Annotated in this window: 29 protein-coding genes and 1 pseudogene; 17 read left to right on the top strand and 13 right to left on the bottom strand. The window is 42.2% G+C overall.

All coding sequences use genetic code 11. The annotated features are described in order from the left end of the window. Positions 1–69 precede the first annotated feature (69 nt). Together BV11031_RS01610 and kapB are read left to right on the top strand one after the other, a co-directional pair. Positions 70–1356: a sensor histidine kinase gene (locus tag BV11031_RS01610; protein WP_010329887.1), complete on the top strand. Its 1287-nt coding sequence runs from the start codon at positions 70–72 to the stop codon at positions 1354–1356. Positions 1357–1401: 45 nt separating this feature from the next. Further along, positions 1402–1788, top strand: a complete 387-nt coding sequence (gene kapB, locus BV11031_RS01605; protein WP_010329888.1) for a kinase-associated lipoprotein KapB — start codon at positions 1402–1404, stop codon at positions 1786–1788. Positions 1789–1814: 26 nt separating this feature from the next. Here the strand turns inward: kapB and kapD are convergent, their stop codons facing one another. After that, complete coding sequence (gene kapD, locus BV11031_RS01600) at positions 1815–2432, bottom strand: 3'-5' exonuclease KapD (RefSeq protein ID WP_010329889.1); 618 nt, start codon at positions 2430–2432, stop codon at positions 1815–1817. A 76-nt stretch (positions 2433–2508) separates the two neighbouring features. Continuing rightward, positions 2509–2711: pseudogene (locus tag BV11031_RS22845) on the bottom strand (hypothetical protein). Between BV11031_RS22845 and BV11031_RS01590 the strand changes: the two are divergent. From BV11031_RS01590 to BV11031_RS01580, 3 genes are all read left to right on the top strand, one after another. Beyond that, positions 2614–3822 carry a multidrug efflux MFS transporter gene (locus BV11031_RS01590; RefSeq protein ID WP_411813423.1) on the top strand — a complete coding sequence of 403 codons (1209 nt, stop codon included), beginning with the start codon at positions 2614–2616 and terminating at the stop codon, positions 3820–3822. The pseudogene BV11031_RS22845 and the gene BV11031_RS01590 overlap by 98 nt on opposite strands. Positions 3823–3914: 92 nt before the next feature. Continuing rightward, the gene (locus BV11031_RS01585; RefSeq protein WP_082246353.1) at positions 3915–5789 is read left to right on the top strand and encodes a transglycosylase domain-containing protein; all 1875 of its coding nucleotides are present in this window, start codon (positions 3915–3917) and stop codon (positions 5787–5789) included. Between the two features lie 20 nt (positions 5790–5809). After that, positions 5810–6223, top strand: a complete 414-nt coding sequence (locus BV11031_RS01580) for a thiol-disulfide oxidoreductase DCC family protein (RefSeq protein ID WP_121643180.1) — start codon at positions 5810–5812, stop codon at positions 6221–6223. A gap of 17 nt (positions 6224–6240) precedes the next feature. Here the strand turns inward: BV11031_RS01580 and BV11031_RS01575 are convergent, their stop codons facing one another. After that, complete coding sequence (locus BV11031_RS01575) at positions 6241–6798, bottom strand: YufK family protein (protein ID WP_010329893.1); 558 nt, start codon at positions 6796–6798, stop codon at positions 6241–6243. A 178-nt stretch (positions 6799–6976) separates the two neighbouring features. Here BV11031_RS01575 and maeL point away from each other — a divergent pair, with 178 nt between their 5' ends. The 3 genes from maeL to maeN all read left to right on the top strand — a co-directional run bounded on the left by maeL (position 6977) and on the right by maeN (position 10915). Then, a complete protein-coding gene (gene maeL, locus BV11031_RS01570) occupies positions 6977–8578 on the top strand; it encodes a two-component system sensor histidine kinase MaeL (RefSeq protein WP_010329894.1) in 1602 nt (533 codons plus the stop codon). Continuing rightward, positions 8571–9278 carry a two-component system response regulator MaeM gene (gene maeM / locus BV11031_RS01565; protein ID WP_010329895.1) on the top strand — a complete coding sequence of 236 codons (708 nt, stop codon included), beginning with the start codon at positions 8571–8573 and terminating at the stop codon, positions 9276–9278. The genes maeL and maeM overlap by 8 nt, the downstream gene beginning before the upstream one ends. Positions 9279–9568: 290 nt before the next feature. Beyond that, entirely contained in the window at positions 9569–10915 is a 1347-nt protein-coding gene (gene maeN / locus BV11031_RS01560) for a sodium/malate symporter MaeN (RefSeq protein WP_010329896.1), read from the top strand. Positions 10916–10952: 37 nt separating this feature from the next. Here the strand turns inward: maeN and BV11031_RS01555 are convergent, their stop codons facing one another. Next, complete coding sequence (locus BV11031_RS01555; RefSeq protein ID WP_010329897.1) at positions 10953–11168, bottom strand: hypothetical protein; 216 nt, start codon at positions 11166–11168, stop codon at positions 10953–10955. Between the two features lie 230 nt (positions 11169–11398). Here BV11031_RS01555 and BV11031_RS01550 point away from each other — a divergent pair, with 230 nt between their 5' ends. Genes BV11031_RS01550 through mnhG form a run of 7 tightly spaced genes read left to right on the top strand, consistent with a single transcriptional unit; the run spans position 11399 to position 17170 of the window. Further along, a complete protein-coding gene (locus tag BV11031_RS01550; RefSeq protein WP_010329898.1) occupies positions 11399–13804 on the top strand; it encodes a Na+/H+ antiporter subunit A in 2406 nt (801 codons plus the stop codon). Continuing rightward, complete coding sequence (locus tag BV11031_RS01545) at positions 13797–14228, top strand: Na(+)/H(+) antiporter subunit B (protein WP_010329899.1); 432 nt, start codon at positions 13797–13799, stop codon at positions 14226–14228. Before BV11031_RS01550 ends, BV11031_RS01545 begins: the two co-directional genes overlap by 8 nt. Beyond that, positions 14228–14569: a Na(+)/H(+) antiporter subunit C gene (locus BV11031_RS01540; RefSeq protein WP_010329900.1), complete on the top strand. Its 342-nt coding sequence runs from the start codon at positions 14228–14230 to the stop codon at positions 14567–14569. Before BV11031_RS01545 ends, BV11031_RS01540 begins: the two co-directional genes overlap by 1 nt. After that, entirely contained in the window at positions 14562–16046 is a 1485-nt protein-coding gene (locus tag BV11031_RS01535) for a Na+/H+ antiporter subunit D (RefSeq protein WP_010329901.1), read from the top strand. The genes BV11031_RS01540 and BV11031_RS01535 overlap by 8 nt, the downstream gene beginning before the upstream one ends. Before the next feature lie 5 nt (positions 16047–16051). Then, positions 16052–16528: a Na+/H+ antiporter subunit E gene (locus tag BV11031_RS01530; protein WP_010329902.1), complete on the top strand. Its 477-nt coding sequence runs from the start codon at positions 16052–16054 to the stop codon at positions 16526–16528. Further along, entirely contained in the window at positions 16528–16812 is a 285-nt protein-coding gene (locus tag BV11031_RS01525; protein WP_010329903.1) for a Na(+)/H(+) antiporter subunit F1, read from the top strand. The genes BV11031_RS01530 and BV11031_RS01525 overlap by 1 nt, the downstream gene beginning before the upstream one ends. Then, on the top strand, positions 16796–17170 hold the full coding sequence (gene mnhG / locus BV11031_RS01520; protein WP_010329904.1) for a monovalent cation/H(+) antiporter subunit G: 375 nt from the start codon (positions 16796–16798) through the stop codon (positions 17168–17170). Before BV11031_RS01525 ends, mnhG begins: the two co-directional genes overlap by 17 nt. Positions 17171–17209: 39 nt before the next feature. On the opposite strand, the gene BV11031_RS01515 is transcribed toward mnhG, so the two are convergent. The 6 genes from BV11031_RS01515 to degQ all read right to left on the bottom strand — a co-directional run bounded on the left by BV11031_RS01515 (position 17210) and on the right by degQ (position 22027). Next, positions 17210–17590, bottom strand: coding sequence for a hotdog fold thioesterase (locus BV11031_RS01515; RefSeq protein WP_010329905.1), 381 nt, complete (start codon positions 17588–17590; stop codon positions 17210–17212). A gap of 18 nt (positions 17591–17608) precedes the next feature. Next, positions 17609–18253: a two-component system response regulator ComA gene (gene comA / locus BV11031_RS01510; RefSeq protein ID WP_010329906.1), complete on the bottom strand. Its 645-nt coding sequence runs from the start codon at positions 18251–18253 to the stop codon at positions 17609–17611. 80 nt (positions 18254–18333) lie between these two features. After that, positions 18334–20652, bottom strand: coding sequence for a sensor histidine kinase (locus BV11031_RS01505; RefSeq protein ID WP_010329907.1), 2319 nt, complete (start codon positions 20650–20652; stop codon positions 18334–18336). A 19-nt stretch (positions 20653–20671) separates the two neighbouring features. Further along, on the bottom strand, positions 20672–20848 hold the full coding sequence (comX, locus tag BV11031_RS01500) for a competence pheromone ComX (protein WP_010329908.1): 177 nt from the start codon (positions 20846–20848) through the stop codon (positions 20672–20674). Positions 20849–20862: 14 nt separating this feature from the next. Beyond that, positions 20863–21756: a polyprenyl synthetase family protein gene (locus BV11031_RS01495; RefSeq protein WP_240467595.1), complete on the bottom strand. Its 894-nt coding sequence runs from the start codon at positions 21754–21756 to the stop codon at positions 20863–20865. A gap of 130 nt (positions 21757–21886) precedes the next feature. Next, complete coding sequence (degQ, locus tag BV11031_RS01490; RefSeq protein WP_010329910.1) at positions 21887–22027, bottom strand: degradation enzyme regulation protein DegQ; 141 nt, start codon at positions 22025–22027, stop codon at positions 21887–21889. A gap of 179 nt (positions 22028–22206) precedes the next feature. Between degQ and BV11031_RS01485 the strand changes: the two genes are divergently transcribed. Both BV11031_RS01485 and BV11031_RS01480 read left to right on the top strand, forming a co-directional pair. Further along, entirely contained in the window at positions 22207–22374 is a 168-nt protein-coding gene (locus tag BV11031_RS01485; RefSeq protein ID WP_128568229.1) for a hypothetical protein, read from the top strand. Positions 22375–22486: 112 nt separating this feature from the next. Next, positions 22487–22852, top strand: coding sequence for a YuzC family spore coat inner layer protein (locus BV11031_RS01480; protein ID WP_010329911.1), 366 nt, complete (start codon positions 22487–22489; stop codon positions 22850–22852). Here BV11031_RS01480 and pdeH read toward each other — a convergent pair. The 3 genes from pdeH to BV11031_RS01465 all read right to left on the bottom strand — a co-directional run bounded on the left by pdeH (position 22831) and on the right by BV11031_RS01465 (position 26232). Further along, positions 22831–24060, bottom strand: a complete 1230-nt coding sequence (gene pdeH / locus BV11031_RS01475) for a cyclic di-GMP phosphodiesterase (protein WP_010329912.1) — start codon at positions 24058–24060, stop codon at positions 22831–22833. The genes BV11031_RS01480 and pdeH overlap by 22 nt on opposite strands. Before the next feature lie 132 nt (positions 24061–24192). Next, positions 24193–25665: a nicotinate phosphoribosyltransferase gene (locus BV11031_RS01470; protein ID WP_010329913.1), complete on the bottom strand. Its 1473-nt coding sequence runs from the start codon at positions 25663–25665 to the stop codon at positions 24193–24195. 15 nt (positions 25666–25680) lie between these two features. Further along, entirely contained in the window at positions 25681–26232 is a 552-nt protein-coding gene (locus tag BV11031_RS01465; protein WP_010329914.1) for a cysteine hydrolase family protein, read from the bottom strand. Between the last annotated feature and the right edge of the window lie 33 nt (positions 26233–26265).

Genomic DNA, 26265 nt, shown 5'->3' with positions numbered 1-26265 from the left:
TTTTATATTTCCCTTCTAATGTTTAGTGTTATAATAGATTCATATTTTATATGAAAGGATTTCACACGAATGGAAGTTCTAAAAGACTATCTCCTGCATATCTGTTTTATTTTGTTTCCTATTCTTCTTTACCAATTGTTTTGGCTCGGAAAGCCGGCGATCCTCGTTCCCAAAATAAACAGTTTATTGGTCACATTATTCGCCTGCGGCGCCTCTGTTTTATGCATTATCTTTCCTATTCATGAAATGGACTACATACAATACGGCCTTCAGATGATTCCCGTTATCATTTGTTTATTTTACATTAGTACTGCTTCAGGGCTTACAGTCGCCGCATCTGTCTTATGTTTTGAACTGCTGTTTTACGAACCTTCCGCAATGTTTGTTTTCACTTTGCAGCCTTTTCTCATTATCATTCCAATTTTATTTCAAAAAAAATGGCCATTCATGTCCAAAAGAAGAAAACTGTTGCTGACTTTATTGATCGGCGGCTTGGAGATCTTCTTGTTTTTCGCCTCCAGCTTGGTTTTTTCCGCCTTTAATATTTTAAATTTTCAAAATTCAGGAATTTTCCTTTATGAAGCGGCTGTTTCAGGGCTGTTCCGTTCCATTGTTCTTCTTTTAAGCATCTATATTATCGATAGCATCGCCGAGAATATCGCCCTGCGTTCACAGCTGATCCATTCAGAAAAAATGACGATTGTGAGTGAACTGGCAGCGAGCGTCGCTCATGAAGTCAGAAATCCGCTGACAGTTGTCCGCGGTTTTGTCCAGCTGCTTTTTAATGACGAAACCCTTCAGAACAAATCAAGTGCCGATTACAAAAAGCTTGTACTGTCAGAGCTTGACCGGGCGCAAGGCATTATAACAAACTATCTCGATATGGCCAAACAGCAATTATATGAAAAAGAGATTTTTGATTTATCTGCTCTTATCAAAGAGACTAGCTCCCTTATGGTATCGTATGCCAATTTCAAGTCTGTAACTGTCGAGGCTGAAGCAGAGCCGGGCCTTTTTATATATGGAGACGCAACGAAGCTGAAGCAGGCAGTCATCAACCTGATGAAAAACAGTATTGAAGCGGTTCACCATGGGGAGGGGATGATCCGCATATCAGCCAAAAGAAGCGGCCATACGATTATGGTCAACATATCGGATAACGGGATCGGCATGACAGACCATCAAATGCAAAAGCTCGGCGAACCTTATTATTCATTAAAATCAAACGGAACGGGACTCGGGCTCTCCGTCACCTTTTCAATTATTGAACATCATCACGGGACCATTTCGTTTAACAGCAGTTTCCAAAGGGGCACCACCGTTACAATTACACTGCCCGCCGACCTTCCCCACTAGCAAATTGAGTGGAACTTTAATAGAATAAATGCGAGGTGATGACAAATGAGTACGTTTGAGACAGGCTCTATCGTTAAAGGATTTTACAAAACAGGTGTATACATAGGAGAAATCACCGCTTGCAGGCCGCAGCATTACTTAGTAAAAATCAAAGCGGTTCTCACCCATCCCGCTCAAGGAGACCTTCATCATCCAAAACAGGCGGATGTGCCGTTCTTTCATGAGAGAAAAGCGCTCGCATACGGTGAACAGACCAACATCCCCCATCACATGGTGAAGCCTTATGACGGTGAAGTGCCGGAATATGCCGAGTCTCTGCGAGAGGCGGCAGCACAGCTGAGAGCCAAATTAAATGAGGATGGTTCGGAGTGGGCAAAGCGCTCCTTGAATAATCTGGACATTTTGGAAAAAGAATATTTCAACCGCCCTTAACCCAGTCTGACAAAAGATTGGGTTTTTTACGTTGCGCGCTTGAACAGTTCGGATAAGTCGATTCTTTCGCCGATTGTCGGCGGTTTTGGCTTTTCTAGATACTGTTTATCCTGCTCAACAAGCTTAAAAAGCTTATGTGCTGTGAGAGCGTCATCAAGCGCTTTATGATGGGTTCCCGTTCCGGCATCTCCATATTCCTCGGCAGCTTTCCACAAACCCGTCAGTGTCCGGTCTCCAAAAAAGTTTTTGTATTCAAGCGATAAATCTCTCATTTCCCCCTTAAAAGGGAATGGAATATGGTTAAACATACAGTTTTGCTTTAGCACCTTCATATCCATGTTTCCCCACGTAACAATCGTGCTGTTTTTCTCAGGGTCCAGCTCGTTTAGTTTACGGATGAAATCCTCGAACCGCATCCCCTCGTCTACCTGCTTTTGCGTGATCTTTAAAAATGATTTGCAGCGTTTCGTCAGTTTAGGAAATTTTTTCGGCCTGACATAGCTAGAAAACGTCTCAACTACTTCATCATCAACCGACTTTACAATTCCCGCTTCAATGATTTCCGGGAAGAAGTTTTGCGGGCTGTACTTTCCTTCGGGCATCGTAAATTCGAAATCAATAATGAGTAAGCTGTTTGTCGCCACCTTTTTTACACCTGCCTTTCCTCCGATCAAAAAATGCTATCTTTATAGTATATCAATTCACCTTCTCGACCTTTCTTCATTTTCTAAAAATAATGAAATTCCCCAGCCGCTTTGTTTCTTTTAAATCGTGAATCGTTTCTTTATAATTGTAAGGAACCCGAAATAATAAGAAGGTGATGTTATTTCTATCCGTAAGAAGAACTTCGTTATTGTGTGGCTGGCGAACTTTTTTGTCTCAGCCAGCACAACGATGATTGTTCCTTTTCTCTCCTTATACATTGAGACACTCAGCACTTTTTCAAACGGCTTTGTGCAAAGGTGGAGCGGCTATGTGTTCGGCATTACCTTTCTCATGGCGTTTTTCGTGTCCCCGTTTTGGGGGCGGTTCGGAGACAAACGCGGATACAAGGTCATTCTTATGGCAACCGGAACAGGCATTGCCCTCAGCATTTTATTCATGGGCTTTGTTACATCGGTGTACCAATTGTTTTTTCTGCGTATGGCAATGGGGCTTGTAACCGGATTTATCCCGACCTCTCTAGCGATGATTTCAGCACAGACGCCAAAGGGCTCAGCCGGCAAAACACTTGGCACGCTGCAAATGGGGCAAGTGTCCGGAAGCTTGTTCGGCCCGCTATTGGGTGGCATGCTTGCTGATCGTTTCGGTTTTACGTATACCTTTTTTATCACATCCTTTGTGATTTTCTCATCTGTTCTTCTCGTGTTATTCGGTGTTAAAGAACAGCCTCTTGCAGAGAAGACAGCCAAACGTACGCCTTACACGAGGAAAGAAGTGCTCTCCTTTATTTTTCACCAGCCGGCGCTTTGGGTTATGATGCTCTTAACCATGCTGGTTCAAACAGGCAACTTCAGTATCCAGCCGCTGCTCGCTCTATATGTAAATGAGCTGCACGGACCTGTCAATCTGGCCTTTTTCTCCGGCATGGCATTTTCAGCAACGGGACTCGGAAGTTTGCTGCTGGCTAGAAAATGGGGAGATCTGGGCGACCGCTACGGCCACCGCCGCATTTTAATCGGGCTTTTACTCGCCGCCTCTATCTTTTTTATCCCGCAGGCGCTCGCGTCCTCACTCAGCGTGCTCCTTGTGTTCAGATTTTTATTTGGAATGGCGATGGGCGGTTTGCTGCCGTGCATTACCGCAGCGATCCGCGTTCAAGCCCCAGGCAGCATTCAAGGAGAAATTCTCGGCTACAATGTCAGCTTTCGCTTTTTAGGAAACGTGCTCGGGCCTCTTATCGGCGGGATCATCTCGAGCCATTTCACAATTTCGGCCGCCTTTTATGTCACAGCGTTTCTCTTTTTCGCCGGCGCTTGCATGCTTTGGATCATGCAGAAATTCCGGAAAGATTCTTATGCCAAAGCAAGCTGATTCTCAGAAAAAACTGATGAATCTTCTAAATTTAACCTTCTCGTAAACTCAAAAGAGTGGTACGATATGGCTAGAATTTAGGAGAAAAGAGAGTGACCATGTTACGAAAAATAATCGGATGGATTTTGCTCCTTTGCATAATCCCATTGTTTGCATTTACAGTTATCGCTTCCGGAAAAGAAGTAAAACAAATGAAGTCTCTGGATCAAGTGCTTGATAAAAATATTAATCTGCAAGATATCAGCCTTGTTCAGAACAGCTACATGTATGACAGGGACGGCTCACTTGTCTCGGAAATCGTCAGCGATCATGAAAACCGCGTGCTCGTTCCATTTGACAAGATTCCCGAGGAAGTCAAACAGATTTTCTTAACATCTGAGGACCGGCATTTTTATGAGCATAAAGGGTTTGACTTTATGGGAATGGTCCGGGCTACTGCTTCTAACGTAAAAGATAAGAAAATTGACCAAGGTGCCAGCACCATCACACAGCAGCTTTCAAGAAACTTGTATTTGAGCCACGAACGCTCCTTCAGCCGTAAGCTGACTGAGCTCGCGTATTCCTACCAGCTGGAGAAAAAGTATACGAAAGATGAAATACTCGAAGCTTATTTAAATACCATTTATTTCAACAACGGGGTTTACGGCGTCGGTTCTGCGGCTGAATTCTATTTCAGCAAACCGCTGAAATCCCTCACAGTGGGTGAAATGGCTTTTATCTGCTCTATACCTAATAACCCTACATTATATGATCCTCTCAAGCATTTTGACTACACGAAAAACCGTCAAGAGCGTTTGCTTAAAGGATTAAAAGAGGCCGGGGTCATTACGGATACAGAGCTGAAAAAAGCCGTCAAACAAAAAATCAAACTGGATGTTGAAAAGAGAGAAGACAAATATCCGGACTATGTTTCCTACGTCAGTGATGAATTTACGCAGCTGGTGTCTGAATCAGAAGGCTTTGATAAACGGCTTCAAAAAGCGTCAGGAAAACAAAAAGAAAAGATAGAAAACGAGCTCTCCGCAAGAGTCAGCACTCTGATGAAAGATGGCGTGAAAATTTATACCGCACTTGATCCATACATGCAAAATCAAGTGGTGGCACAGATGAATTCCAAACTTGCGTATGCAAACGTTCAGGGCGGAGCGGCTGTAATTAATCACCAGACGCATCAAATCATCGCTTTATCCGGCGGGAAAAACTATCAAAAATATGATTTTAACCGCGCCTACCAGGCATACAGGCAGCCGGGTTCATCCATTAAGCCGCTGCTTGATTACGGCCCTTATATTGAACAGACCGGCGCGACAGCAAGCAGCACCATTGATGCCAGCAAGTTTTGCAGCAAAGATTATTGTCCGCAAAACTACAATAACCGCACGTACGGCACAGTGACGATCGATACTGCGTTTAAGAATTCGTATAATACACCGGCCATCAGAATGCTGGATCGTGTCGGCATCCAAAAAGCATTCAGTTATATTGAGCCTTATCATTTTGCCAAACTTGTCGACAGCGACTACCTTCTCCCAGCGGCGCTTGGCGGATTTACAAACGGCATGACGCCTCTTGAGATGACAAAGGCATATACGACATTCGGCAACAGCGGAAGCTATACGCCGAGCCATGCGATTACAAAGGTGACAGACCTTAAAGGAAAAACGCTTTATAAATGGAATGATAAACCGACTCAAATATTCAGTGTCCGCACAAACATGCAGCTGAAAAGCTTAATGTCTTCCGTTGTGAAAAGCGGGACAGGGAAAAAAGCATATTTTAAAGCGCCTTACATCGGCGGTAAAACAGGAACATCAAATGATTATCACGATATGTGGTTTGTCGGCCTGACAGATACGTATACAATGGGCGTTTGGGTCGGAAAAGACACACCGAGCAGCGTTGAATATCTTCACAGCATCAGCCCTCAGCTTTCCATCTTTAAAGGAACGCTGCAAGCGGCTTATTAAAAGATCGGAGGGGATCAGGCGTGACATCAGAACAAATTCCAAATCGCGTTTTGCTGTTTGACGGCGTGTGTAATCTATGCAATGGCGCCGTGCAATTTATCATTAAACGTGATCCAGACGGATTGATTTCTTTTACATCCCTGCAGTCGGAAACAGGACAGAGCCTGCTGAAAAAAAGCGGGCTCCCGACTGATCAGTTTGACAGCTTTGTCTTTATTGAAGACGGCCAAGTGTACACAAAGTCAACTGCAGCCATTAAGGTTTTCAAGCATCTGCGGGGCCCATGGCGGCTCTTCGTCTTGTTTTTTGCAGTGCCGAAGCCTGTCAGAGATACGATCTATTCTATTATTGCCAAAAACCGCTATAAGTGGTTTGGCAAAAAAAATGAATGCATGCTCCCCTCCCCTTCTATTAGAAAACGATTTTTACCATAAACGAAAAAATGGCTAGCTTACACAGGTAAGCTAGCCATTATGCTATTATAAAGCTTGATAAATACGAACAGAATACCGATAACAAAGGTAAACCAAAACAACAGTTCCAATAGAATGAATCCGACCAATGACATGAGAGAAAGCGTTGGATAAATCCGGTATACGATAAACACAAAGTAAGCGAGCGTAACGACCGCAAACCAAATCACAATCCAGATGACATTTTGCAAGAGCACAAAGGATAAAATCCCGCCGCCTAAATACACCATGGAACCCATTCTGATTTTTTTCAGGTTGTTCCCTTCCGGATCATTGGCAAAAAACAGCAATGACAGCTCAGTCACGGTATTCGCAATTAATTTCAGAGCGGACAGAACCATAAAATATAAAAGTGCAAAGGCAGCAAATAACGCAAGCCTGATCCCTTTCTCTGAAAAATAATCGAGCATTCCATCATACATTCCAAATGAAGACAGCAGCTTCAACGCGTAAAGTGAAGTGGAAATCGATAGAGACGAACTAAAAAGCAGGATCGCAATCAGCGGAAAGTATCCTGTCAAATAAGTATTTTTCATATAAAAAAGTCCCTTTCTATAATCTACCTCATTTATTATGGAGGACTTAAAACACATTGACAAGATAAATTATTCCATTTTTTTCTCCTTTTTGCGAAATACGATCCCAAATCTTCACAAAGCAGCATTTTGAGAGTAAAGTAGTACGCAGGAATCATAAAACGTTAGGAAGTTTTTTATGAAAAAAACATTAAAACTGCAAACCAGACTTACTATATTTGTTTGTATCGTTGTGTTAATCGCACTGCTCATTACATTTTTTACAGTCGGTGCCCAAACCACCCAACGGATTAGAGATGAGGAGAAAACCATAGCGCTGCAGACTGCTGAAATGGTGGCCGAAGCGCCGATTACAGCAGAATCTTTGGAGAGCGGAGAAAACCAGAAGGAACTGCAAAGCTACACAAAACGTGTTCAGAAAATCACGAACACGGAATTTGTTGTCGTCATGAACATGAACGGCATTCGCAAAACCCATCCCGACCCGAGCAAAATCGGAAAAAAATTCAAGGGCGGTGATGAATCCGAAGCATTAAAAGGTCATATTCACATCAGCACTGCCTCTGGCACGCTCGGGAAATCACAGCGGGCATTCGTTCCTGTCTACGCCGAGAATGGGAAACAAGTTGGTGCAGTCGCGGTGGGCATCACCGTAAATGAAATTGATGAAGTGATCAGCAACAGCTTACGGCCGCTCTACTTTATTATCTGCGTCAGCATATTCGTCGGTGTGATCGGAGCTGTTATCGTTGCCCGCACGGTGAAAAATATCATGTACGGTCTTGAACCTTATGAAATTGCGACGCTGCTCGAAGAACGAAGCGCGATGCTGGAATCGACGAAGGAAGGAATACTTGCTGTCGATGAACACGGCAATATTAAACTGGCCAACGCGGAAGCGAAGCGACTATTCGTGAAAATGGGCATCAACACAAATCCTGTCGATCAGGATGTCAATGACATTCTGCCAAAAAGCCGCCTGAAAAAGGTCATCGAGACAAAAAAACCTCTTCAAGACAGAGACGTCCGCATTAACGGATTAGAGCTTGTGTTTAACGAAGTTCCCATCCAGCTGAAAGGACAAACCGTCGGAGCAATTGCGACATTCCGGGACAAAACCGAGGTAAAACATTTAGCTGAACAGCTATCCGGTGTTAAAATGTATGCAAACGCACTGAGAGCGCAGTCTCATGAATTTATGAACAAACTGCATGTCATACTAGGTCTCGTCCAGCTGAAAGAGTATGACGATCTTGAAGATTATATAAAAGATATTGCCATTCAGCAAAAGTCAGAAACAAGCGAAATTATAAATGATATCAAAAGCTCCGTGCTGGCCGGTTTTCTGCTCGGAAAACAGAGCTTCATACGGGAGCAGGGTGCAAATCTTGATATTGAATGCAACGGTGTCATCCCGAACGCGGCAGACCCTTCAGTTATTCATGAACTCATTACAATCATCGGAAACCTGATCAACAATGGACTGGACGCCGTTGCCGATATGCCGAAAAAACAAATTACCGTGTCCATGCGTTTTCATAACAGCATACTGGACATTGAAATTACCGATACAGGAGCAGGCATGTCTGAAGAAGACCAAGCCAAAGTGTTTGAACAAGGCTACTCAACAAAGGGCAAGAACCGGGGATTCGGCCTTTATTTTACACAGCAAAGCATTGAAAATTTAAAAGGCCAAATGATCCTCACAAGCGAAAAGAATGAAGGAACGACATTCAGTCTTCGCGTCCCGTACGAACCGAAGGAGGAAAATCATGATTAATGTATTAATAGTTGAAGATGACCCTATGGTGGGTGAATTAAATAAACGCTACTTAAGCCAAATAGAAGGCTTTCAGCTGAAGGGCATCGCCTCTTCCTTTCAAAGCGCTCTGCATATTTTAGGAGAGCATCATATCGACCTCATTTTGCTCGATATTTATATGCCCGGTAAAAACGGGCTTGAACTGCTAACAGAACTGAGAGCCCAAAATGAAGCGGTAGACGTGATTGTGATCTCGGCGGCCAGCGAGCTTGACGTGATCAAGAAAACACTTCGCTACGGCGCTGTCGATTATTTAATCAAACCGTTTGAATTTGAACGTTTCCAAACTGCCCTGTCTGATTACAGACGCAAACAAAAGGTTTATTCAACCCATCGCAACATGAGCCAAAAAGAACTGGACGCCGAGTTATTTCAAAAGAAAGAAGCAACAGAAAAAGTTCAGCTTCCTAAAGGACTGACAAAAAGCACGCTGAAGCTGATTTGGTCCAGTATCCAATCATTTGAAAATGAATCTTTTACGACCGAAGACTTGGCAAAACATACCGAAATCTCTCAAGTATCCATACGGAAATACTTGAAATTTCTTGAAGATATACAGGTTCTCCATGTAGAAATGGCATACGGAACAATCGGAAGACCCGTTTTCCAGTACAACGTCAATACAGGAAACCTTAATGGAATTAAGCAATATCTATAGATATCCACATTGTTCACCCTGGAGTGCCCGTTAAAAAAGCAGCGGTTCACTTTAAGAACATATCTCTTCACCCTTTACGATTCTCGCTTGGCTAATGCCGGGCGAGATTTATATAAAAGAAAAACGAAAACCATTCTCCCTGGGAAGGCGCTTCTCAGGGATCTTTATTTTTTCTAATCCAAAAGTCCCTGTTAATTTAATTTTTTATTGATTTTTTAACTTTAAAAAATATAATGTGTTAACGCTTTCTTGTAGACTGTAAAAGAAACAATACATGGGGATGTATGACAATGGGAGCAATTCCAAAAACGGGGACAAATTCATCTGGTCAAAAAGACACAAAGGAGAATAACCTGTTTAAAAAAATCTGGAACTTGGAAATCGGTGTGATTCCTCTGCCATTATACATAGTATTAGCTATTATTATTATTCTTGCAGCCTATTACAATGAGCTGCCTGCAAATATGCTTGGCGGGTTTTCCATCATCATGATTCTGGGTGTATTTCTTGGAGATATCGGCCAGCGCATTCCGATATTGAAAGATATTGGCGGCCCTGCCATTTTATCTTTGTTTGTCCCTTCATTTTTAGTTTTTTACAATGTGTTAAATTCAACATCTTTAGACGCTGTAACGAATTTAATGAAGACGTCTAACTTCCTTTATTTTTATATCGCTTGTCTTGTCGTGGGAAGTATCCTTGGAATGAACAGAACTGTTTTAATTCAAGGTTTTATAAGAATGTTCGTTCCACTGGTTGCGGGAACGATCGCGGCGGTTACAGCCGGCATACTTGTCGGATTTATTTTTGGCTACAGCGCCTATGATTCCTTTTTCTTTGTCGTTGTACCGATTATTGCCGGGGGAATAGGTGAAGGAATTTTGCCGCTTTCGATCGCTTATTCACAAATACTCGGTTCATCAGCTGATGTATATGTGTCTCAGCTGGTCCCTGCCGCTATTATCGGAAACGTTTTTGCGATCATCTGCGCAGCTTTAATGAAAAAGCTTGGCGAAAAACGTCCAGATCTAAATGGAAACGGACGGCTCGTCAAATCTAAAAAAGCAAACGACATTTTCAATCAAAAAGAAGCCGAGGCAAAAATTGATTTTAAACTGATGGGAGCCGGCGTTCTGCTCGCGTGTACATTCTTTATTTTTGGCGGGTTATTAGAGAAATTTATCTTCATCCCGGGCGCGATCTTAATGATTATAGCAGCGGCGGCTGTCAAGTATGCGAATATTCTTCCGAAAAAAATGGAGGATGGCGCATACCAGCTTTATAAATTTGTTTCGTCCAGCTTTACATGGCCGCTGATGGTCGGTCTGGGGATCCTCTTTATCCCGTTAGATGACGTGGCGGCTGTGATTTCTATTCCGTTTGTCATCATATGTATTTCAGTTGTTGTCGCAATGATTGCTTCTGGATATTTTGTGGGCAAGCTGATGAACATGTACCCGGTTGAATCCGCTATCGTGACCTGCTGCCACAGCGGTCTTGGCGGAACGGGCGATGTTGCGATTTTATCAGCGTCAGGAAGAATGGGCCTTATGCCGTTCGCCCAAATTTCCACCCGCCTCGGCGGTGCAGGCACAGTCATTTGCGCGACAGTTCTGCTTCGTTTTTTCACATCATAAACAGAGAAAGAGTTCCGTTCTATGCGGAACTCTTTTTTTATCTGTTCACAATCCGAATATACTCTCGGGGGCCAAACGGCAGATCCTTTGATTCTGTCTCACTCATTCTGGCTGACAGGTGGTGCTCCAGTAAATACAGCTCCCACTCATCACTAGCAGCCGCACCGCTGCGCCCATTATATTGATTCAACATGAATGCCCCTGCAAATACTGAGCAGAATAAACCCGAACATATCAAAACCTTTCTCTTCAACATGACCAGCTCCTTACCTTCAGGTTGATCAGGAATGATTTTAAATATACAAATCGGTTTATTTTTGTTAGACTTATTTTTAAGGTCACAAGACCTTATAAAAGTCCATTGTGCAGTTCGAAGCATGGCGGCTTGCAGAAAAGTGCGATATAATTTGGACTAGGTCGTTTGACCGTATATTGATACATAACGCATTTTTCAATGATAATGAGAAAAAGGAGGTCTTATCTTTGCAGCTCTTACATTTTGCTATTTTATCGCCTTTTTTATTTGCTCTATTTATTCCCATCTTGGCAAAATACGCAAAAAGAGTGCATACGGGCTGGTTTGTATTGATCTTGCCCGTCTTGCTGTTTATATACTTTCTCCCAATGATCAGGATGACACAATCGGGAGAAACATTGCGGTCGGTATTGGAGTGGATTCCTTCACTTGGCATTAATTTCACCGTTTATATCGACGGTCTCGGATTGTTATTCGCCTTATTGATCACTGGCATCGGCTCTTTAGTCACTCTTTACAGCATTTTTTATTTATCGAAAGAAACAGAACAGCTTGGGCCCTTTTATGTCTATTTATTGATGTTCATGGGCGCGATGCTTGGGGTCGTTCTTGTAGACAATGTGATGGTTCTCTATATGTTTTGGGAGCTTACCAGCCTTTCATCCTTTTTGCTGATCGGCTATTGGTATAAGCGTGAAAAATCGCGATACGGCGCCGCCAAATCACTTTTGATTACGGTCAGCGGCGGGCTGTGCATGCTCGGGGGATTTATTCTCCTTTATATCATTACTGATTCCTTCAGTATTAGAGAGATGATCCATCAAGTTCAATTAATTGCCGGCCACGACTTGTTTATCCCGGCGATGATTCTGATTTTATTAGGGGCATTTACGAAATCCGCGCAATTCCCTTTTTACATCTGGCTGCCTGACGCAATGGAAGCTCCGACACCTGTCAGCGCTTATCTCCATTCCGCTACGATGGTGAAAGCCGGCATTTATATCATTGCGAGGTTCAGTCCTATTTTCGCCTATTCAGCCCAATGGTTTTGGATCGTTTCCCTCGTCGGGCTTATTACGATGGTTTGGAGTTCTTTCCAAGCCGTGAAACAAACCGATTTAAAATCGATTTTGGCGTTTTCAACCGTCAGCCAGCTTGGCATGATCATCTCTATGCTCGGTGCCAGTGCGGCGGCTCTTCATTACGGCCATACAGAATATTATACAGTTGCCGCCATGGCTGCCATTTTCCATTTAATTAACCACGCTACCTTTAAAGGAAGCTTGTTTATGGCAGTCGGGATTATTGATCACGAAACAGGCACACGGGATATCCGGAAGCTCGGCGGGTTGATGGCGATTATGCCGATTACGTTTACCATTTCCTTAATCGGCACATTTTCAATGGCCGGACTTCCTCCGTTTAACGGATTTTTGAGTAAAGAAATGTTTTTTACAAGCATGCTTCGCGTGGCACATTTCGATCTGTTCAACGTGCAGACATGGGGCATTCTATTCCCTGTTCTCGCCTGGGTCGGAAGCGTCTTTACATTTATCTACAGCATGAAATTGGTGTTTAAAACATTCAGAGGAAATTACCAGCCTGAGCAGCTAAAAAAACAGGCCCACGAAGCGCCGGCGGGCATGCTCGTAGCACCTGTCATTCTTGCCGCTTTGGTTGTCAGTCTCTTCTTTTTCCCGAATATATTGTCGTACAGCTTGATTGAGCCGGCGATGAACTCTATCTATCCGACGCTGCTGGACGGCCACGAGAAATTTCATGTTCACATTTCACAATGGCATGGGCCGACGACAGAATTGAAGATGACAGCGGGTATCATTGTTATCGGCACTCTTGGATATTTGGCTATGAATAAATGGAAGGGAATCTATAAACTGTTTCCTTCGAAATTGGCACTCAATCGGTTCTACGATAAGCTTCTGGCTCTCATGGAAAAAGGCTCTTATCGAGTCACAAAACAATATATGACCGGGTTCTTAAGGGATTATTTGCTGTATATCTTCGCTGGTTTCATCATACTGATGGGCGGAGTTATGATGATCAAAGGCGGATTTTCCTTTACAACAGAAGGCATGGCTGATATCGGCGGATACGAAATGATTCTGACACTTGTCATGATCAGCGCCACAGCGGCGACTGTTTTTGCCAGATCAAGGTTGACGGCGATTATCTCACTCGGTGTTGTCGGTTATACGCTCGCATTGTTTTTTGTGATTTTCAGAGCGCCGGACTTGGCATTGACTCAGCTTGTCATTGAAACCATTTCTGTGGCATTGTTCCTGCTTTGTTTCTATCATCTGCCGAAGTTGAGGATGAAAACGAAAACGAGAACGTTCCGATTGACGAACTTTATCATTGCTTTAGGAGTCGGCATTATTGTCACCCTGCTTGGCATTGCATCGTCAAGCCAGCGGACAAAAGACAGTATTTCATCCTTCTTCTTAAAAAACAGCCACGATCTTGGCGGAGGGGATAATGTTGTCAATGTCATCCTCGTTGATTTCAGGGGCTTTGATACAATGTTTGAAATAACGGTGCTGGCCGTTGCCGCTCTTGGCATATACAGCATGATTAAAACAAAAGTAAAAGAGGAGGAGAGAAGCGGTGAATGAACAAAAAACAAATGACTTAATTCTTCAAACCGTGACAAAGCTTGTATCCTTTATCATTTTGCTTTTCTCTTTCTATTTATTTTTCTCAGGGCATAACGCGCCTGGAGGCGGCTTTGTCGGCGGGCTGATCACGTCCGCTTCCATCGTTCTGCTGCTATTGGCGTATGATTTAAAAACCGTCCGTGCGATTTTGCCGGTTAATTTCATTTACGTGGCGGGAGCCGGGCTTCTGCTCGCTGTATTAACCGGCGCTGGTTCCTTTGTATTCGGGGCTCCATTTTTAAGCCATACATTCGGGCACTTTCATCTGCCGATATTTGGAGATACGGAGCTCGCCACGGCGACAATATTTGATTTAGGCGTTTATCTTGTTGTCGTAGGCATTACGATGACCATTATTCAAACGATTGGAGAGGAAGAATAATGGAAATCTTGATGTCTGTTTTAGCCGGTATTATCTTTATGGCTGCCACGTATTTACTGCTTTCGAAAAGCCTGCTTCGCGTGATTATCGGAACAGCACTTTTGAGCCATGGCGTTCATTTGATGCTTTTGACTATGGGAGGATTAAAGGAAGGCGCCGCTCCGATTTTAAGCAAGCATGTCAAATCATTTGTCGATCCGCTTCCGCAAGCCCTGATTTTGACAGCTATTGTCATTTCATTTGGCGTTACATCATTCCTTCTCGTCATGGCCTTCCGCGCTTATCAGGAATTGAAAACGGACGATATGGATCAAATGAGGGGAAATGATCAACATGAATAATTTTGTTATTTTGCCAATCCTGATCCCGCTCCTGTCAGCCATTCTGCTGATTTTCATGACGAAGAATCTTATGCTCATGCGGATCTTCAGCACTGCGGCATCGGCAATCGGGATTGTGATCAGTGGCATACTCGTACAGACTGTCTTTACAAATGGCATCCAGACACTCAGTTTGGGCGGCTGGAAAGCGCCGTACGGCATTGTGCTGGCCGCAGACCAGTTCGCGAGCCTGCTCGTTCTCACAACAGCGGTCGTCGGTTTATTGGTTGTCCTTTATTCCTTCCGTTCTGTCGGTGAAAAACGGGAGCGTTCCTTTTACTACTCCGGCGTTCAGTTTTTGCTCGCTGGTGTGAGCGGAGCGTTTTTAACAGGCGATTTATTTAACATGTACGTATTTTTTGAGCTTCTGCTTATTGCCTCCTATATGCTGATCGTATTGGGCGGCACAAAAATCCAGCTGCGGGAGTCCCTTAAATATATTGTGTTTAATATCGTATCGTCTGCCCTGTTCGTCATTGGTGTCGGTTATTTATACGCTGTCACCGGTACGTTGAACATGGCGGATTTAAGTGTAAAAATCAGCGAATCAGGACAAACCGGGCTGATGACTGTCATTGGTGTCCTGCTGCTGTTGGTATTTGGCATGAAGGGCGGAATCTTCCCCCTCTACTTTTGGCTTCCGGGCTCTTATTACGCGCCTCCGGCGGCAATCTCCGCGTTGTTCGGCGCTTTGCTGACAAAAGTCGGTTTATATGCCATTACTAGAGTGTTCACATTGATTTTTATTCACGATGCAGCCTTTACCCATCAGCTGATGATTTGGCTGGCGGCGCTGACTGTGATATTCGGTGTCATCGGTTCACTCGCATATGCGGACGTCATGAAAATTGTGATCTACAACATTATTACAGCTGTCGGCGTCATTTTGTTCGGTGTGGCAGTCCATACCCCCGCATCCATTCAAGGCGCGATTTATTATCTGATTCACGATATGCTGATTAAAGGCGCTTTATTTATGCTGGCGGGCACGCTGATTGCGTTGACTGGAACAGCCAGCCTTCACAAAATGGGCGGGCTGATCAAACGGTATCCGCTTCTTGGATGGATGTTTTTCATTTCAGCGATTTCTCTCGCGGGCATCCCGCCCCTCAGCGGATTTGTCGGCAAGTTAAAGATTGTGGAGGGCGGCTTCGCGGAAGGTGAATTTGCGATTTCCATGCTGATCCTGCTTTCAAGCCTGCTTGTACTGTACTCTGTGCTGAGGATCTTTATGCATGCGTTTTGGGGTGAAGAAAAAGAAACACCAAAACAACAAAACCCTAGAACAGCTAAAGGACTTCTTTATCCGGCAGCTATTTTTCTCTTACTGTCTCTTCTCATCGGGTTGGGTACAGAGTGGCTGTCACCTTACGTTGATCAAGCGGCCGAGACGCTGCTGAATCCGGAAAAATATATTGAAGCTGTTTTGAAGGAGTAGATCGCATGGCATTTCAAATTTTATTAAATGTGTTTCTCGCTTTTTGCTGGATGTTCTTGAGCAATAGTTCAAGCGCCGCAGGATTTATCACAGGCTATATTCTCGGAATGGTCTCTCTCTTTTTCTTCCGGCGCTTTTTTACCCGCCAGTTTTATCTATGGAAAATGTTTACCATCATCAGACTCTTTTTGGTTTTTTTAAAGGAACTGTATCTTGCCAATGTCAGTGTGATGAAATCCGTTTTATCTCCAAAACTGAATATTAAACCGGGCATTTTCGCTTTTAAAACTGAACTGACGAAGGATTGGGAAATCACCTTACTTTCCCTGCTCATTACATTAACGCCAGGAACTTTGGTGATGGATATTTCGGATGACAAGACGATCCTTTATATTCACGCGTTAGATATTGAGGATGCGGAAAAAGCCATTTTTGATATCCGCGAGTCATTTGAAAAAGCCATACAGGAGGTGAGCCGCTGATGTTTACGCTGATCCTGCAACTCGCGCTCGGCATCATGGCAGTGTCTACCTTTTTATATGTTATTCGTGTCATTAAAGGGCCGACTGTGACTGACCGGGTAGTGGCTCTGGATGCAATCGGCATCAACCTGATTGCGATCACGGCGCTCGTCTCCATTTTGCTGAATACAAACGCGTTTCTGGATATTATTTTGCTGCTCGGCATTTTAGCATTTATTGGAACGATTGCGTTTTCAAAATTCCTGGAGAAAGGAGAGATAATCGAAAATGATCGAAATCGCTAAAGTTGTTGTGGCGGTATTCATTTTGTTAGGCGCTCTTATATGCCTTGTGGCGTCACTTGGGATATTGCGCCTTCCCGATGTGTTTACTCGCTCTCATGCTGCTTCTAAAGGCTCCACATTAGGCGTCAATATGATTCTGCTCGGTGTCTTCTTCTATTTGTGGTTTGTGACGGGGAACATTTCCGCTAAAATCCTGCTCGGGATTCTGTTTATCTTTATTACGTCTCCTGTCGGGGGGCACTTGATCTGCCGTGCAGCGTACAACTCCGGCGTCAAGCTTGATAAGAGAAGTGTACAGGATGACTATAACGGGATCAGAAACTTTGTGATTAAACGAAAAGAGGATTCTTACCTATAAAAAATAAGCAGCCGGACAGGCAGAGTTCCGGCTGTTTTTTTATTTCTTGATGACAGCCAGCGTGCATCTGGATATACAGATCAGCCTCTCTTGCTCGTCATAAATGTGAATGTGATAGACAATCGTCGTTCTGCCTATATGAACGGGTTCGGCTACAGCCTTTACCGTTCCTTTCTTTACGGATTTTAAATGGTTAGCATTGATCTCCAAGCCGACACACGCTTGTGCAGTGTGAGCAATCAGGTTCTGCGCACCCACGCTCGCCGCGGTTTCAGCAAGCGCCACTGAAGCGCCTCCATGCAAATAGCCGAACGGCTGCACCGTGCGATGATCCACCGGCATGACTGCAACGCATCGCTCCGCTGTGTTTTCAACGATCTTAATTCCAAGCGCTTCAAGCAATGTGTGTTTCGTGTCCATCCTATCCAACTCCCTTATTTAAAGTACACCGTCTGATTTCGCAATCAAAACCGCTTCCGTCCGGGAACCGACATTCAGCTTATTGAAAATCGATGTCAAGCTGTATTCAATGGACCGCTTGCTCAAATGAAGCGCATCTGCGATTTCTTGGTTTGTAAATCCCTTTTCAACTTCTTGAAGAATCAGGCATTCTCTAGGTGTGAGCACATCTTGTTCTTTTTGAGAGGAAGGAGCCGGCTTTGTTTTTTGCTGAGTCATCAGCTGTTTAAAGTAAGCAAAATCGACTAAAATTTCTCCGTTGAGTACGTGGTATATGTATTGGGTGATCTTTTCTTTAGATTCCGTTTTGCTGATGGCACCGTGCAGACCCGCACGAATCGCTTCCTCAAAATAATCCTCGACCTCATAACCGGTATACACAATAATCTTACAACGAGGACTCTCTTGTAAAATTTGTTTAGAAAGCTCCATCCCATTGATCTCGCCGCCTAAATTCAAATCCATTAAGATGAGATCATATGACGAGAAATCATGCTGCTTAATAAACTTGTCGCTCGGTTCAGGACTGAGACAATCAACAGACAGATTCGAATCCGTTTCCAAAATTGTCTTGGTGCCTTCCATGACAGCCGGATGGTCATCAATCACTAGTATCTTTTTCATGTTTTCCTCCCTTTTACTCACTCATTTCCATTTTATAAAAAAGACTTGGCTTGTGCCAAGTCGTTTACGTTATAAAACCATTACAATTCGATTTCAATATCAGCCTTAAAGCCCTTTCCTTCACATGTTTCAATCCGAAGGCGTCCATCTAAAGCCCTGACTCTCTCTTTAATTCCAGAAAGCCCCATGCTCATGGAATGCTCATGATGTTTTTCCTGATCAAATCCTACGCCATTGTCCTCGTAATGAAGAACGATCTTGTTTTGAATACTGATGAGCATAATCAGCACATCCGTCGCTTGTGAGTGCTTAACCGCATTAGACAGAAACTCTTGAATGATCCGGTACAAATTCAACTGCGAATCCAAATCAAGCGATGCCGTAAATCTGCCGGTATTTAAACGGATATGAAACGGAACCCGTTCCTGCTGCTGCGCCACCAGCTTCGACAGCGCCTTCACCAGCCCAAGATCATACAAAAGCTGCGGCCGCAATTCATGACACGTCTCCCGCGTCATCGAAATCACATCAGACATCTGCTCATTCATCTGTACAAGCTTGTCCTGCACCTCTTCCTGGCACGGATTATCGTCCTTCTTAAAATCAGCCAAAAACAGCTCGCACTGGCGCTTTAATGAAATCAAATCCTGAAGAACGGAATCGTGGAGATCACGAGCGAGTTCAGAGCGTTGTTTTTCTTCGATGGTGTACATGAGTTTTTTTAGCCAAACGGGGTTTGCATCCTCCCTTTTTAAAGCTTGTAAGTGATCCATAAGTTCTTCAATTTGCACAACATTTTCCATGGATACACTAGTATAAAACGATAATGTTTTCAGCCATGAAATTTCATCTCTTGTCAATCTTGGTGTATTGATACTAGATAAACAAAGCAATACATAAGAACTTGTACCTTTTTCCCCTACTTTAATCAAAAAGCCTTGATTAACCTCAATAATCTTTCCTGTTTCTTTAGTAACCTTTTCAAATTCGGTTTTATACAGCCTCCAGTTGGGTTCAACACTCTGTTTGTCAAAGTAAATGATTTCTCTATCTGCACCAACTTCAAAGATGTAGGCTTTACTTACGGGTAGAACTTCTAGTATTGTTGTCTTTAAATTCTTAAATACTTGATCCAAAGCTGATACGCCTTTAATTAATTGCGTATATTTAAAAATACTGTCTTGATAATTATATTTTTCTGAAAATCGTTTTAAACGAAATTTATAATCTAATAACTCTTTAATATAAAAGACCGACAGAAAAATAATGAACGTACATAACGTAATTAAAATGATATTAAAATCAGCTCTTTTGCTATCAAATATAATTGATAACCAGACTATGCCTATTGTTGGAATGATGGACAATAAACTATAATATCTAATTCTGCCTAGAATAAAGTCTATATCATAAATTTTATTTACAACGAATTGATAAACCAATGCTAATGGGATAATTATTAAGAACGGCGCAGTTACTATTGCTGAATAAATATATTGCCCAAATAAAACTTCCGGCATGATATATAAGACCGTAAAAGGAAAGAAGGCTACCGTATTTGAAATCAATAATACTTTCAACAAATAGTAATGATCCCTTTTTCTATAAATGATCCCATAATAAATAATGCAAAAATAAACAACCGAAATCTCTACTAAGAATGTTACTAAATTTATATTGCTTATATTCGTCATAATTCCTGAGGGGAGATATTTCTGAGTGAACACTAATAATACATTGATAATCGGCAACATGTATAACATATTCACGATATAACGTGATGAAAACTTGATTCTTAATTCTTTAAAATATTGATACAGAAAATGCAAATACAAGACAGGTACATTTAAAAAGGTAAAAAGATTAATATATCTATTTACTTCATATCCTCTAGTTACGCCTCCAGCACTTAAATAGGCTATTGATATAAACAGCAAAAAATTAATCAAAATATAAGCTGAGTATGTATTTTTCACTCGATTGACCCTATAAATATAAAATGCACATAACAGACTCAATGCAAAAAATATACAAGGGATAATATAAATGAAAAAGCTATAGGAATTATTTAAAGAGATATACTCCATATTATGTAATTGAATTTCATGGTTATCCCTTTTTACTTTTAAATGCTCAGCTTTCGCTAAGTAATTTCTTTTTATATTTTCGTTTGTAGGTTTCTTCCCACTTATCTCGAGTATTAAGTCTCCTTCTTTCAAGCCCATATATTTTCCATATGTGGATTTAGTCAGCTTTTCAACTTTCAGCTCATGATTGGCTGTTTCAGAAACATAAGTACCAACTAAAATCCCATTCTGAGTGAAATAAACGATATAAGCAAAATATAAGAAACTAAATAATATTAGCACTATAGAAAAATTTCTTTTAAAGTTTTTCAATAGACCACTTCTCTCTGAATTATTGCTCCCAGAAAATCCCTTTTTGTTTCTTTGAGAGAGTCATTTCTCTGTTGAAAATACCCAAAAGTGAAGGAATAAGTTTATCTGGTATCCCTATTAAACTTGCCTCTCCATTTTCTAATTTAGTTAAAACTTGTGGATTTTTCATTAAGTAATTAATCATGTCTTGTTTCATCGGTATACCCCTCTTTATAATTTTATATTTATGTTTAATTGATTCATACTTGCTTTGATTTCTTCCTCATAAAGCTTAATCAACATAGATACATATTGATTAAGCCCGGCTTCATATAATAAATCATCAAATTTAGAGCGATCAGTAATAAGTCTATGATAACTTGTTTGGGAATTCATTTGCCTTAATATCTTTACAGAAGCCTCATTAAATTTGCGGTTTAAAAATAAATAAATTAACGTCTTTCTTTTCTTTCTAATATCGCTACGTTGATCATTAACTAAACCAAAATAGTCATTTTCCAATTGCTTTATTATTCCTATTTTATAAGCATAATCCTCAATAATTTGATTAAACTGTCCATTTGCAAGCATAGCAGCTAAAACGGCAGACATAGCTGTAAGAGAACCTGACTTTTGTTTCATCATTTGAATGCATTCTTCTTCCGTCTCAGGAGAGTTCCTTAAATCATCATGTTGCCCCTGCATAGCATTTAAAGCATATTTTAAGGTGAGTTGATGAAATTCAGAACTATCACTAATAGAACAAATGGTTTCTAACCCTAAAGTATAAATGGTAGTTGCAGCATTCAGAGATAGAGAAGGATCTATTGCCATCCATTCTTTTTCAATGTTGTCCTCATCCTCTAAATCATCAAAAATATCGAAAGCTAAGATTAAAAGCTCAATTCCTCCAGCTAACATTAAAATATGCGAATACTGATTACCGCTTAATGCTACGTAATGCTTAAAAGCAAGAGAACCAAAAGAAAAATGATTTTTTTCATCGATAAAGTTGATTAAATACTTTTTCAAATCCGAATTTCGAATTTTTTCGTGTACAATCTCCTGCATCTTTTTTTTAATCGAATTTTCATCTAAACACATTTCCTTACTAATGTTCTTCACCCTCCCATTCTATTTTACTAAATAGGCCATTTAAAGGACAGCAGGTTTTTCGTTTTTTAACAATCATATAATACTTTATCCTTTTATTGTATATGAAGAACGAAAAAAAAGACTTGTCTCCAAGTCTTTTTCACGAAATTTTCATAGCATAATTGTATTTATCGAGCTGATCAATGCTTTTGTTAATGTTTCGTAATGAATCTGTCGTTTCTTTAATATCAAGTTCGAGTCGGAATAACAATTGTTTTACTTCTTCAAGTTTCTGTTCCATCGTTTCCACACTCCTTTTTTTGAAAGATCAATGAATTGTGTATGGTGAACGAGTCCTAGGTATTTGATCTGTTACTAATAGTGTATCTGCTTTCAGGTTATTTTTCACCGAAAAGTATGCAAAAAAGTCCTGCGTGACACCGCAAATATCAATAGGCCCTTATACTCAAAGGAATCGCAATGAGAACGGGACTATCTTTCTATGTATCAAAGCGTTTATTTCCGCTGAAATTGAGAAAGATTCTTACTTTCCTTGATTTGAACGTGTTTCGCCTTTTTACTAACCAAGACTATAGTCCTTTGCACCGCATTTTCAAAATTGAATATGCGATTCTTGGCGTATCCTGACCGACAAACACCGAAAAGACCGCAACGCTAAAGTTGTGGCCTTTTCGCTTTGTCATATTCGGCAGTCAGAGATCTATACATATAGAAACATCCTTTTTTGTGAGGTGCTCCCATGAGATATCGTTGCCCTTGGTTTTACGCCTATCCGTATGAGATGCGCCGTCCTCCCGCTCCTGCCGGCAATACAGATACCTTTGTTCGGTCAGCGACGCAGGCCGCGGGAATGTTTGCGGATGCCCAGCTCGTTCTCAGCCGCATTGCGGGCTCGCGGGAGCTCTCGCGCCGCATCATGACCGCAGCCGAGCAGTCAGATAAACAATCCGTAAAGCGCATGATTAAACAAATGGGCGTCCGGCATGATGTGGATGCGATCTTTAATCCCGACGGCATTTACATCAGCCTGATCGGGACGCAAAGCCGAATGATCCTTGCTTTGCGGTGGTCAGAAGACCGCAATCATTTTGCGTCCATCAGATGATGGCACCACTCCAGCGCCTCTAAATAACACTCATACGCTTCTTCTTTATCCAGCTCTTTGCCTAATTCTGAACGAGTGTCCCAGTTGTTGCCTTCAATACATTTCACAAGCTCGAGCATGTGGTAGTAGTCGTTTTGTTCGCCTAATAACGCTTGCCCGACTTCATCTTTTAAAGGCAATTCTTGAATAATTTCCTCTATTTCTCTATGCAGCAGGGTGTCTATAAGAGAAAACATTCCGATCAGCATATAAGAAGCGGGCTGCGGCCGGGCAGTTTTTCTCGCCAGCAGTTCACAAAGCTTTGCTCTCATTAAAGAAATCTTAATGATTTCGTGCTTGCTGGAATGTCCTTTTCTGCTTAAATCCTTAAAGGAAAGAATGTATATCCACCGTTTGATTTCATTAAACCCCAGCAGCATGATGGCCTGTTGAATGCTTTCAATCTTCTGGCTCAAACGGCTGTGTGATGAGTTTAAAAACTTTAGAATTTGATAGGACAGTGATAAATCCCGCTCTATGTATTCTGTCACACGCTTGATGTTTGGCTGCTCTTTGCTCAATTCACTCAGCAGTTCATAGTAAGAATAGAAATGCGTCGACAGATCATGCCCACTGATGATGCGAGGTTCGCTGAAAAAGTACCCCTGGAATAATTGAAAGCCGTCTTGGGCCGCCTGTTTATATTCTTTTCTGGTCTCTACTTTTTCCGCTAAAAAAATCAAACCTCTGCAGCCGTAGGTTTGCAAAATTTTTCTTCGTTCCATTCGCGTTGTTTTGAGAAAATCAATTTTCAATATATCAATATAGCTCATGAGCTCTTCCAGTAAGTCTTCACTTAGCGAATTTATTGCGTAAAAATCATCAAGCGCCAGCATATACCCCATGTTTTTCAGCTCTTTGCATCTTGAGATGAGGGCCGGCGTGATCGGTATATCTTCAAGGATTTCAATGACAAGCTGCTTCGGATTAAAGGAGGTGGGAAGATTCGAAAACATCAGGCTTTCCGTAAAATTAACAAAGCAGCGTTTTCCTTCCGTCAGCTTCTCAATTCCGATGTTTAAAAAGCTGTTGATTACCAAATCAGCTGTTGCCTGATCGCCGTCTTTAGCGTTATATACATTCTCTTCGCTATCTCTATACAGCAATTCATAAGCAACAACCTGTTCTTTTCTATTAAAAATAGGCTGTCTTGCAACAAACACCCTCATTGATTTATCCTCCTTACAATACGCGCGGCATTCACTCTAAGTATATCAAATAATTTGACGAAAATTGTCTAATCATGAAAATAATATTCATAAAGAAAACTGGCCTCCTCGCGAACGAAAGGCCAGTTTTCTTTATTCTTCCTCAAACTTTTCATCAAGTTGGCTTTTGACTTCGTGAATCCGCTGCATTTTGTTGCTCCAGCAGTCCTCACTTAAATCAACCGGATATTCTTCCGGCTTGCTGATTCTCTTATATTCCTCCCAGAGCAGGCTGAGGTTATCCTGTACATACTGCTGGATGTCTGATATCTCAGGGTTTTGGTAGCAAAGAATACCCTTTTCAAAAATCAGCTCATGAAGATCTTTCGCATAAAAATTCGTGACAAATTTGCTGATGAATGTATGAACCGGGTGGAACATTCTGAGCCGCTTCTGATCATTCACTTGCTCATCATAAAGGGCAATATAGTCGCCTTCTGAATGATGATTGGACTGATTGATAATGCGATACACTTTCTTTCTGCCCGGCGTCGTCACTTTTTCAGGATTGGACGAAATTTTGATTGTGTCGACCATTTTCCCGTCTTCTTCAATGGCTACAAGCTTGTAAACTGCGCCGAGAGCCGGCTGGTCATAGGCAGTGATCAGCTTCGTGCCGACACCCCAGACATCAATGCGCGCTCCTTGAGCCTTTAAATTCATAATGGTATGCTCATCCAAGTCACTTGACGCAATGACTTTCGCGTCTGTAAACCCTGCTTCATCAAGCATTTTCCGGGCTTTTTTTGACAGGTACGCCAAATCGCCGCTGTCCAGGCGGATGCCAATGAAGTTGATGCGGTCACCGAATTCCTTGGCAACCTTAATCGCATTCGGCATGCCTGAACGAAGCGTATCATACGTGTCAACTAAGAAGACGCAATCCTTATGCGTTTCCGCGTATTTTTTGAAAGCTGTATATTCATCGCGATAGGCCTGAACAAGCGCATGCGCATGAGTGCCGGAGACCGGGATATTAAAGCGCTTTCCGGCTCTTACATTGCTCGTCGCGCTGAAGCCGCCGATTAAGGCTGCTCTCGCTCCCCACATGGCCGCATCCATTTCATGCGCCCGTCTTGTTCCAAATTCAAGCGCGACTTCATCGCCGATGACGCCTTTAATCCGGGCAGCCTTTGTTGCAATTAATGTTTGGTAGTTCACAATGTTGAGCAAAGCCGTTTCAATCAGCTGCGCTTCTACAAGGGGGGCTTCCACCCTCATAATCGGCTCATTGTTGAATACGAGCTCTCCTTCTTTCATGGAATAAAGTGAACCTGTAAACGTTAAACCGCGCAAATATTCAATAAAATCTTCACGATACCCGAGTTCTTCCTGTAAATAATTCAGGTCGCTATCCGTAAACTTGAAATTTTCCAGGTATTCGATAGCTTTTTCTAAGCCCGCAAATACCGCATAGCCATTTTCAAACGGAAGCCTTCTGAAAAAAAGCTCAAAAATCGCTTTCTTTTCATGAATGCCGTCCCTCCAGTAGGTTTCGGCCATATTGATTTGATAAAGGTCTGTATGTAATGACAGGCTGTCATCTTTAAATCCATACTCTAACACTGTTTTTCCCCTTCCTTACTCTGCCACTTGCGCTCCGATGCTGTTTGCAAAATGGGAGAGAGCCCACGTGTGCCCCTCCTGATTAAAGCTGGCAACAGCCTGTTTATGCACAACAATCCGAAACCCTTTGTTGTATGCGTCAACCGCTGTATGCAACACACAAATATCTGTGCAGACGCCGGCAAGATGCAGTTCGCCAATCTGCCGCTCTCTGAGTTTGAGCTCTAAATCAGTACCCGCAAAAGCAGAATATCTCGTTTTTTCCATGTAGTATACATTTGGTTCCTGTTCATGTTTCTGATACAGAGGCAAAAGCTTTCCGTACAGATCTTTTCCTTTCGTGCCTTTGATATTATGCGGAGGAAAAAGACGGGTTTCAGGGTGATATTGATCCCCTTCATCATGAGAATCTACTGCAAATACGACGTAATCACCGTTTGTGATGAAGTCTTCAGTCAAATTGACGATCGCCTCTTCAATCATTCTGCCGGGCTCTCCGCAGGTCAATTTTCCGTCACTTGCGACAAAATCATTTGTATAATCAATGCAAATAAGTGCTTTTTTCATAGCCGGCCTCCCCGCCATCAGTATGAGAACATT

Origin of the sequence: Bacillus vallismortis, assembly GCF_004116955.1 — a bacterium.
GTDB lineage: Bacteria > Bacillota > Bacilli > Bacillales > Bacillaceae > Bacillus > Bacillus vallismortis.
The sequence above is the reverse complement of the archived record's forward strand: the minus strand, read 5'-3'. Positions and strand labels throughout refer to the sequence as shown.

What these genes read in the sequence shown, in the direction of transcription:
- BV11031_RS01480 (WP_010329911.1), top strand. Translation starts at nt 22,487, where the DNA reads ATGAGATATCGTTGCCCTTGGTTTTACGCCTATCCGTATGAGATGCGC.
- BV11031_RS01540 (WP_010329900.1), top strand. Translation starts at nt 14,228, where the DNA reads ATGGAAATCTTGATGTCTGTTTTAGCCGGTATTATCTTTATGGCTGCC.
- degQ (WP_010329910.1), bottom strand. Translation starts at nt 22,027, where the DNA reads ATGGAACAGAAACTTGAAGAAGTAAAACAATTGTTATTCCGACTCGAA.
- kapB (WP_010329888.1), top strand. Translation starts at nt 1,402, where the DNA reads ATGAGTACGTTTGAGACAGGCTCTATCGTTAAAGGATTTTACAAAACA.
- maeM (WP_010329895.1), top strand. Translation starts at nt 8,571, where the DNA reads ATGATTAATGTATTAATAGTTGAAGATGACCCTATGGTGGGTGAATTA.
- mnhG (WP_010329904.1), top strand. Translation starts at nt 16,796, where the DNA reads ATGATCGAAATCGCTAAAGTTGTTGTGGCGGTATTCATTTTGTTAGGC.
- BV11031_RS01535 (WP_010329901.1), top strand. Translation starts at nt 14,562, where the DNA reads ATGAATAATTTTGTTATTTTGCCAATCCTGATCCCGCTCCTGTCAGCC.
- maeN (WP_010329896.1), top strand. Translation starts at nt 9,569, where the DNA reads ATGGGAGCAATTCCAAAAACGGGGACAAATTCATCTGGTCAAAAAGAC.
- BV11031_RS01575 (WP_010329893.1), bottom strand. Translation starts at nt 6,798, where the DNA reads ATGAAAAATACTTATTTGACAGGATACTTTCCGCTGATTGCGATCCTG.
- maeL (WP_010329894.1), top strand. Translation starts at nt 6,977, where the DNA reads ATGAAAAAAACATTAAAACTGCAAACCAGACTTACTATATTTGTTTGT.
- comA (WP_010329906.1), bottom strand. Translation starts at nt 18,253, where the DNA reads ATGAAAAAGATACTAGTGATTGATGACCATCCGGCTGTCATGGAAGGC.
- BV11031_RS01465 (WP_010329914.1), bottom strand. Translation starts at nt 26,232, where the DNA reads ATGAAAAAAGCACTTATTTGCATTGATTATACAAATGATTTTGTCGCA.
- BV11031_RS01485 (WP_128568229.1), top strand. Translation starts at nt 22,207, where the DNA reads ATGAGAACGGGACTATCTTTCTATGTATCAAAGCGTTTATTTCCGCTG.
- pdeH (WP_010329912.1), bottom strand. Translation starts at nt 24,060, where the DNA reads ATGAGGGTGTTTGTTGCAAGACAGCCTATTTTTAATAGAAAAGAACAG.
- comX (WP_010329908.1), bottom strand. Translation starts at nt 20,848, where the DNA reads ATGAAACAAGACATGATTAATTACTTAATGAAAAATCCACAAGTTTTA.
- BV11031_RS01530 (WP_010329902.1), top strand. Translation starts at nt 16,052, where the DNA reads ATGGCATTTCAAATTTTATTAAATGTGTTTCTCGCTTTTTGCTGGATG.
- BV11031_RS01610 (WP_010329887.1), top strand. Translation starts at nt 70, where the DNA reads ATGGAAGTTCTAAAAGACTATCTCCTGCATATCTGTTTTATTTTGTTT.
- BV11031_RS01515 (WP_010329905.1), bottom strand. Translation starts at nt 17,590, where the DNA reads ATGGACACGAAACACACATTGCTTGAAGCGCTTGGAATTAAGATCGTT.
- BV11031_RS01525 (WP_010329903.1), top strand. Translation starts at nt 16,528, where the DNA reads ATGTTTACGCTGATCCTGCAACTCGCGCTCGGCATCATGGCAGTGTCT.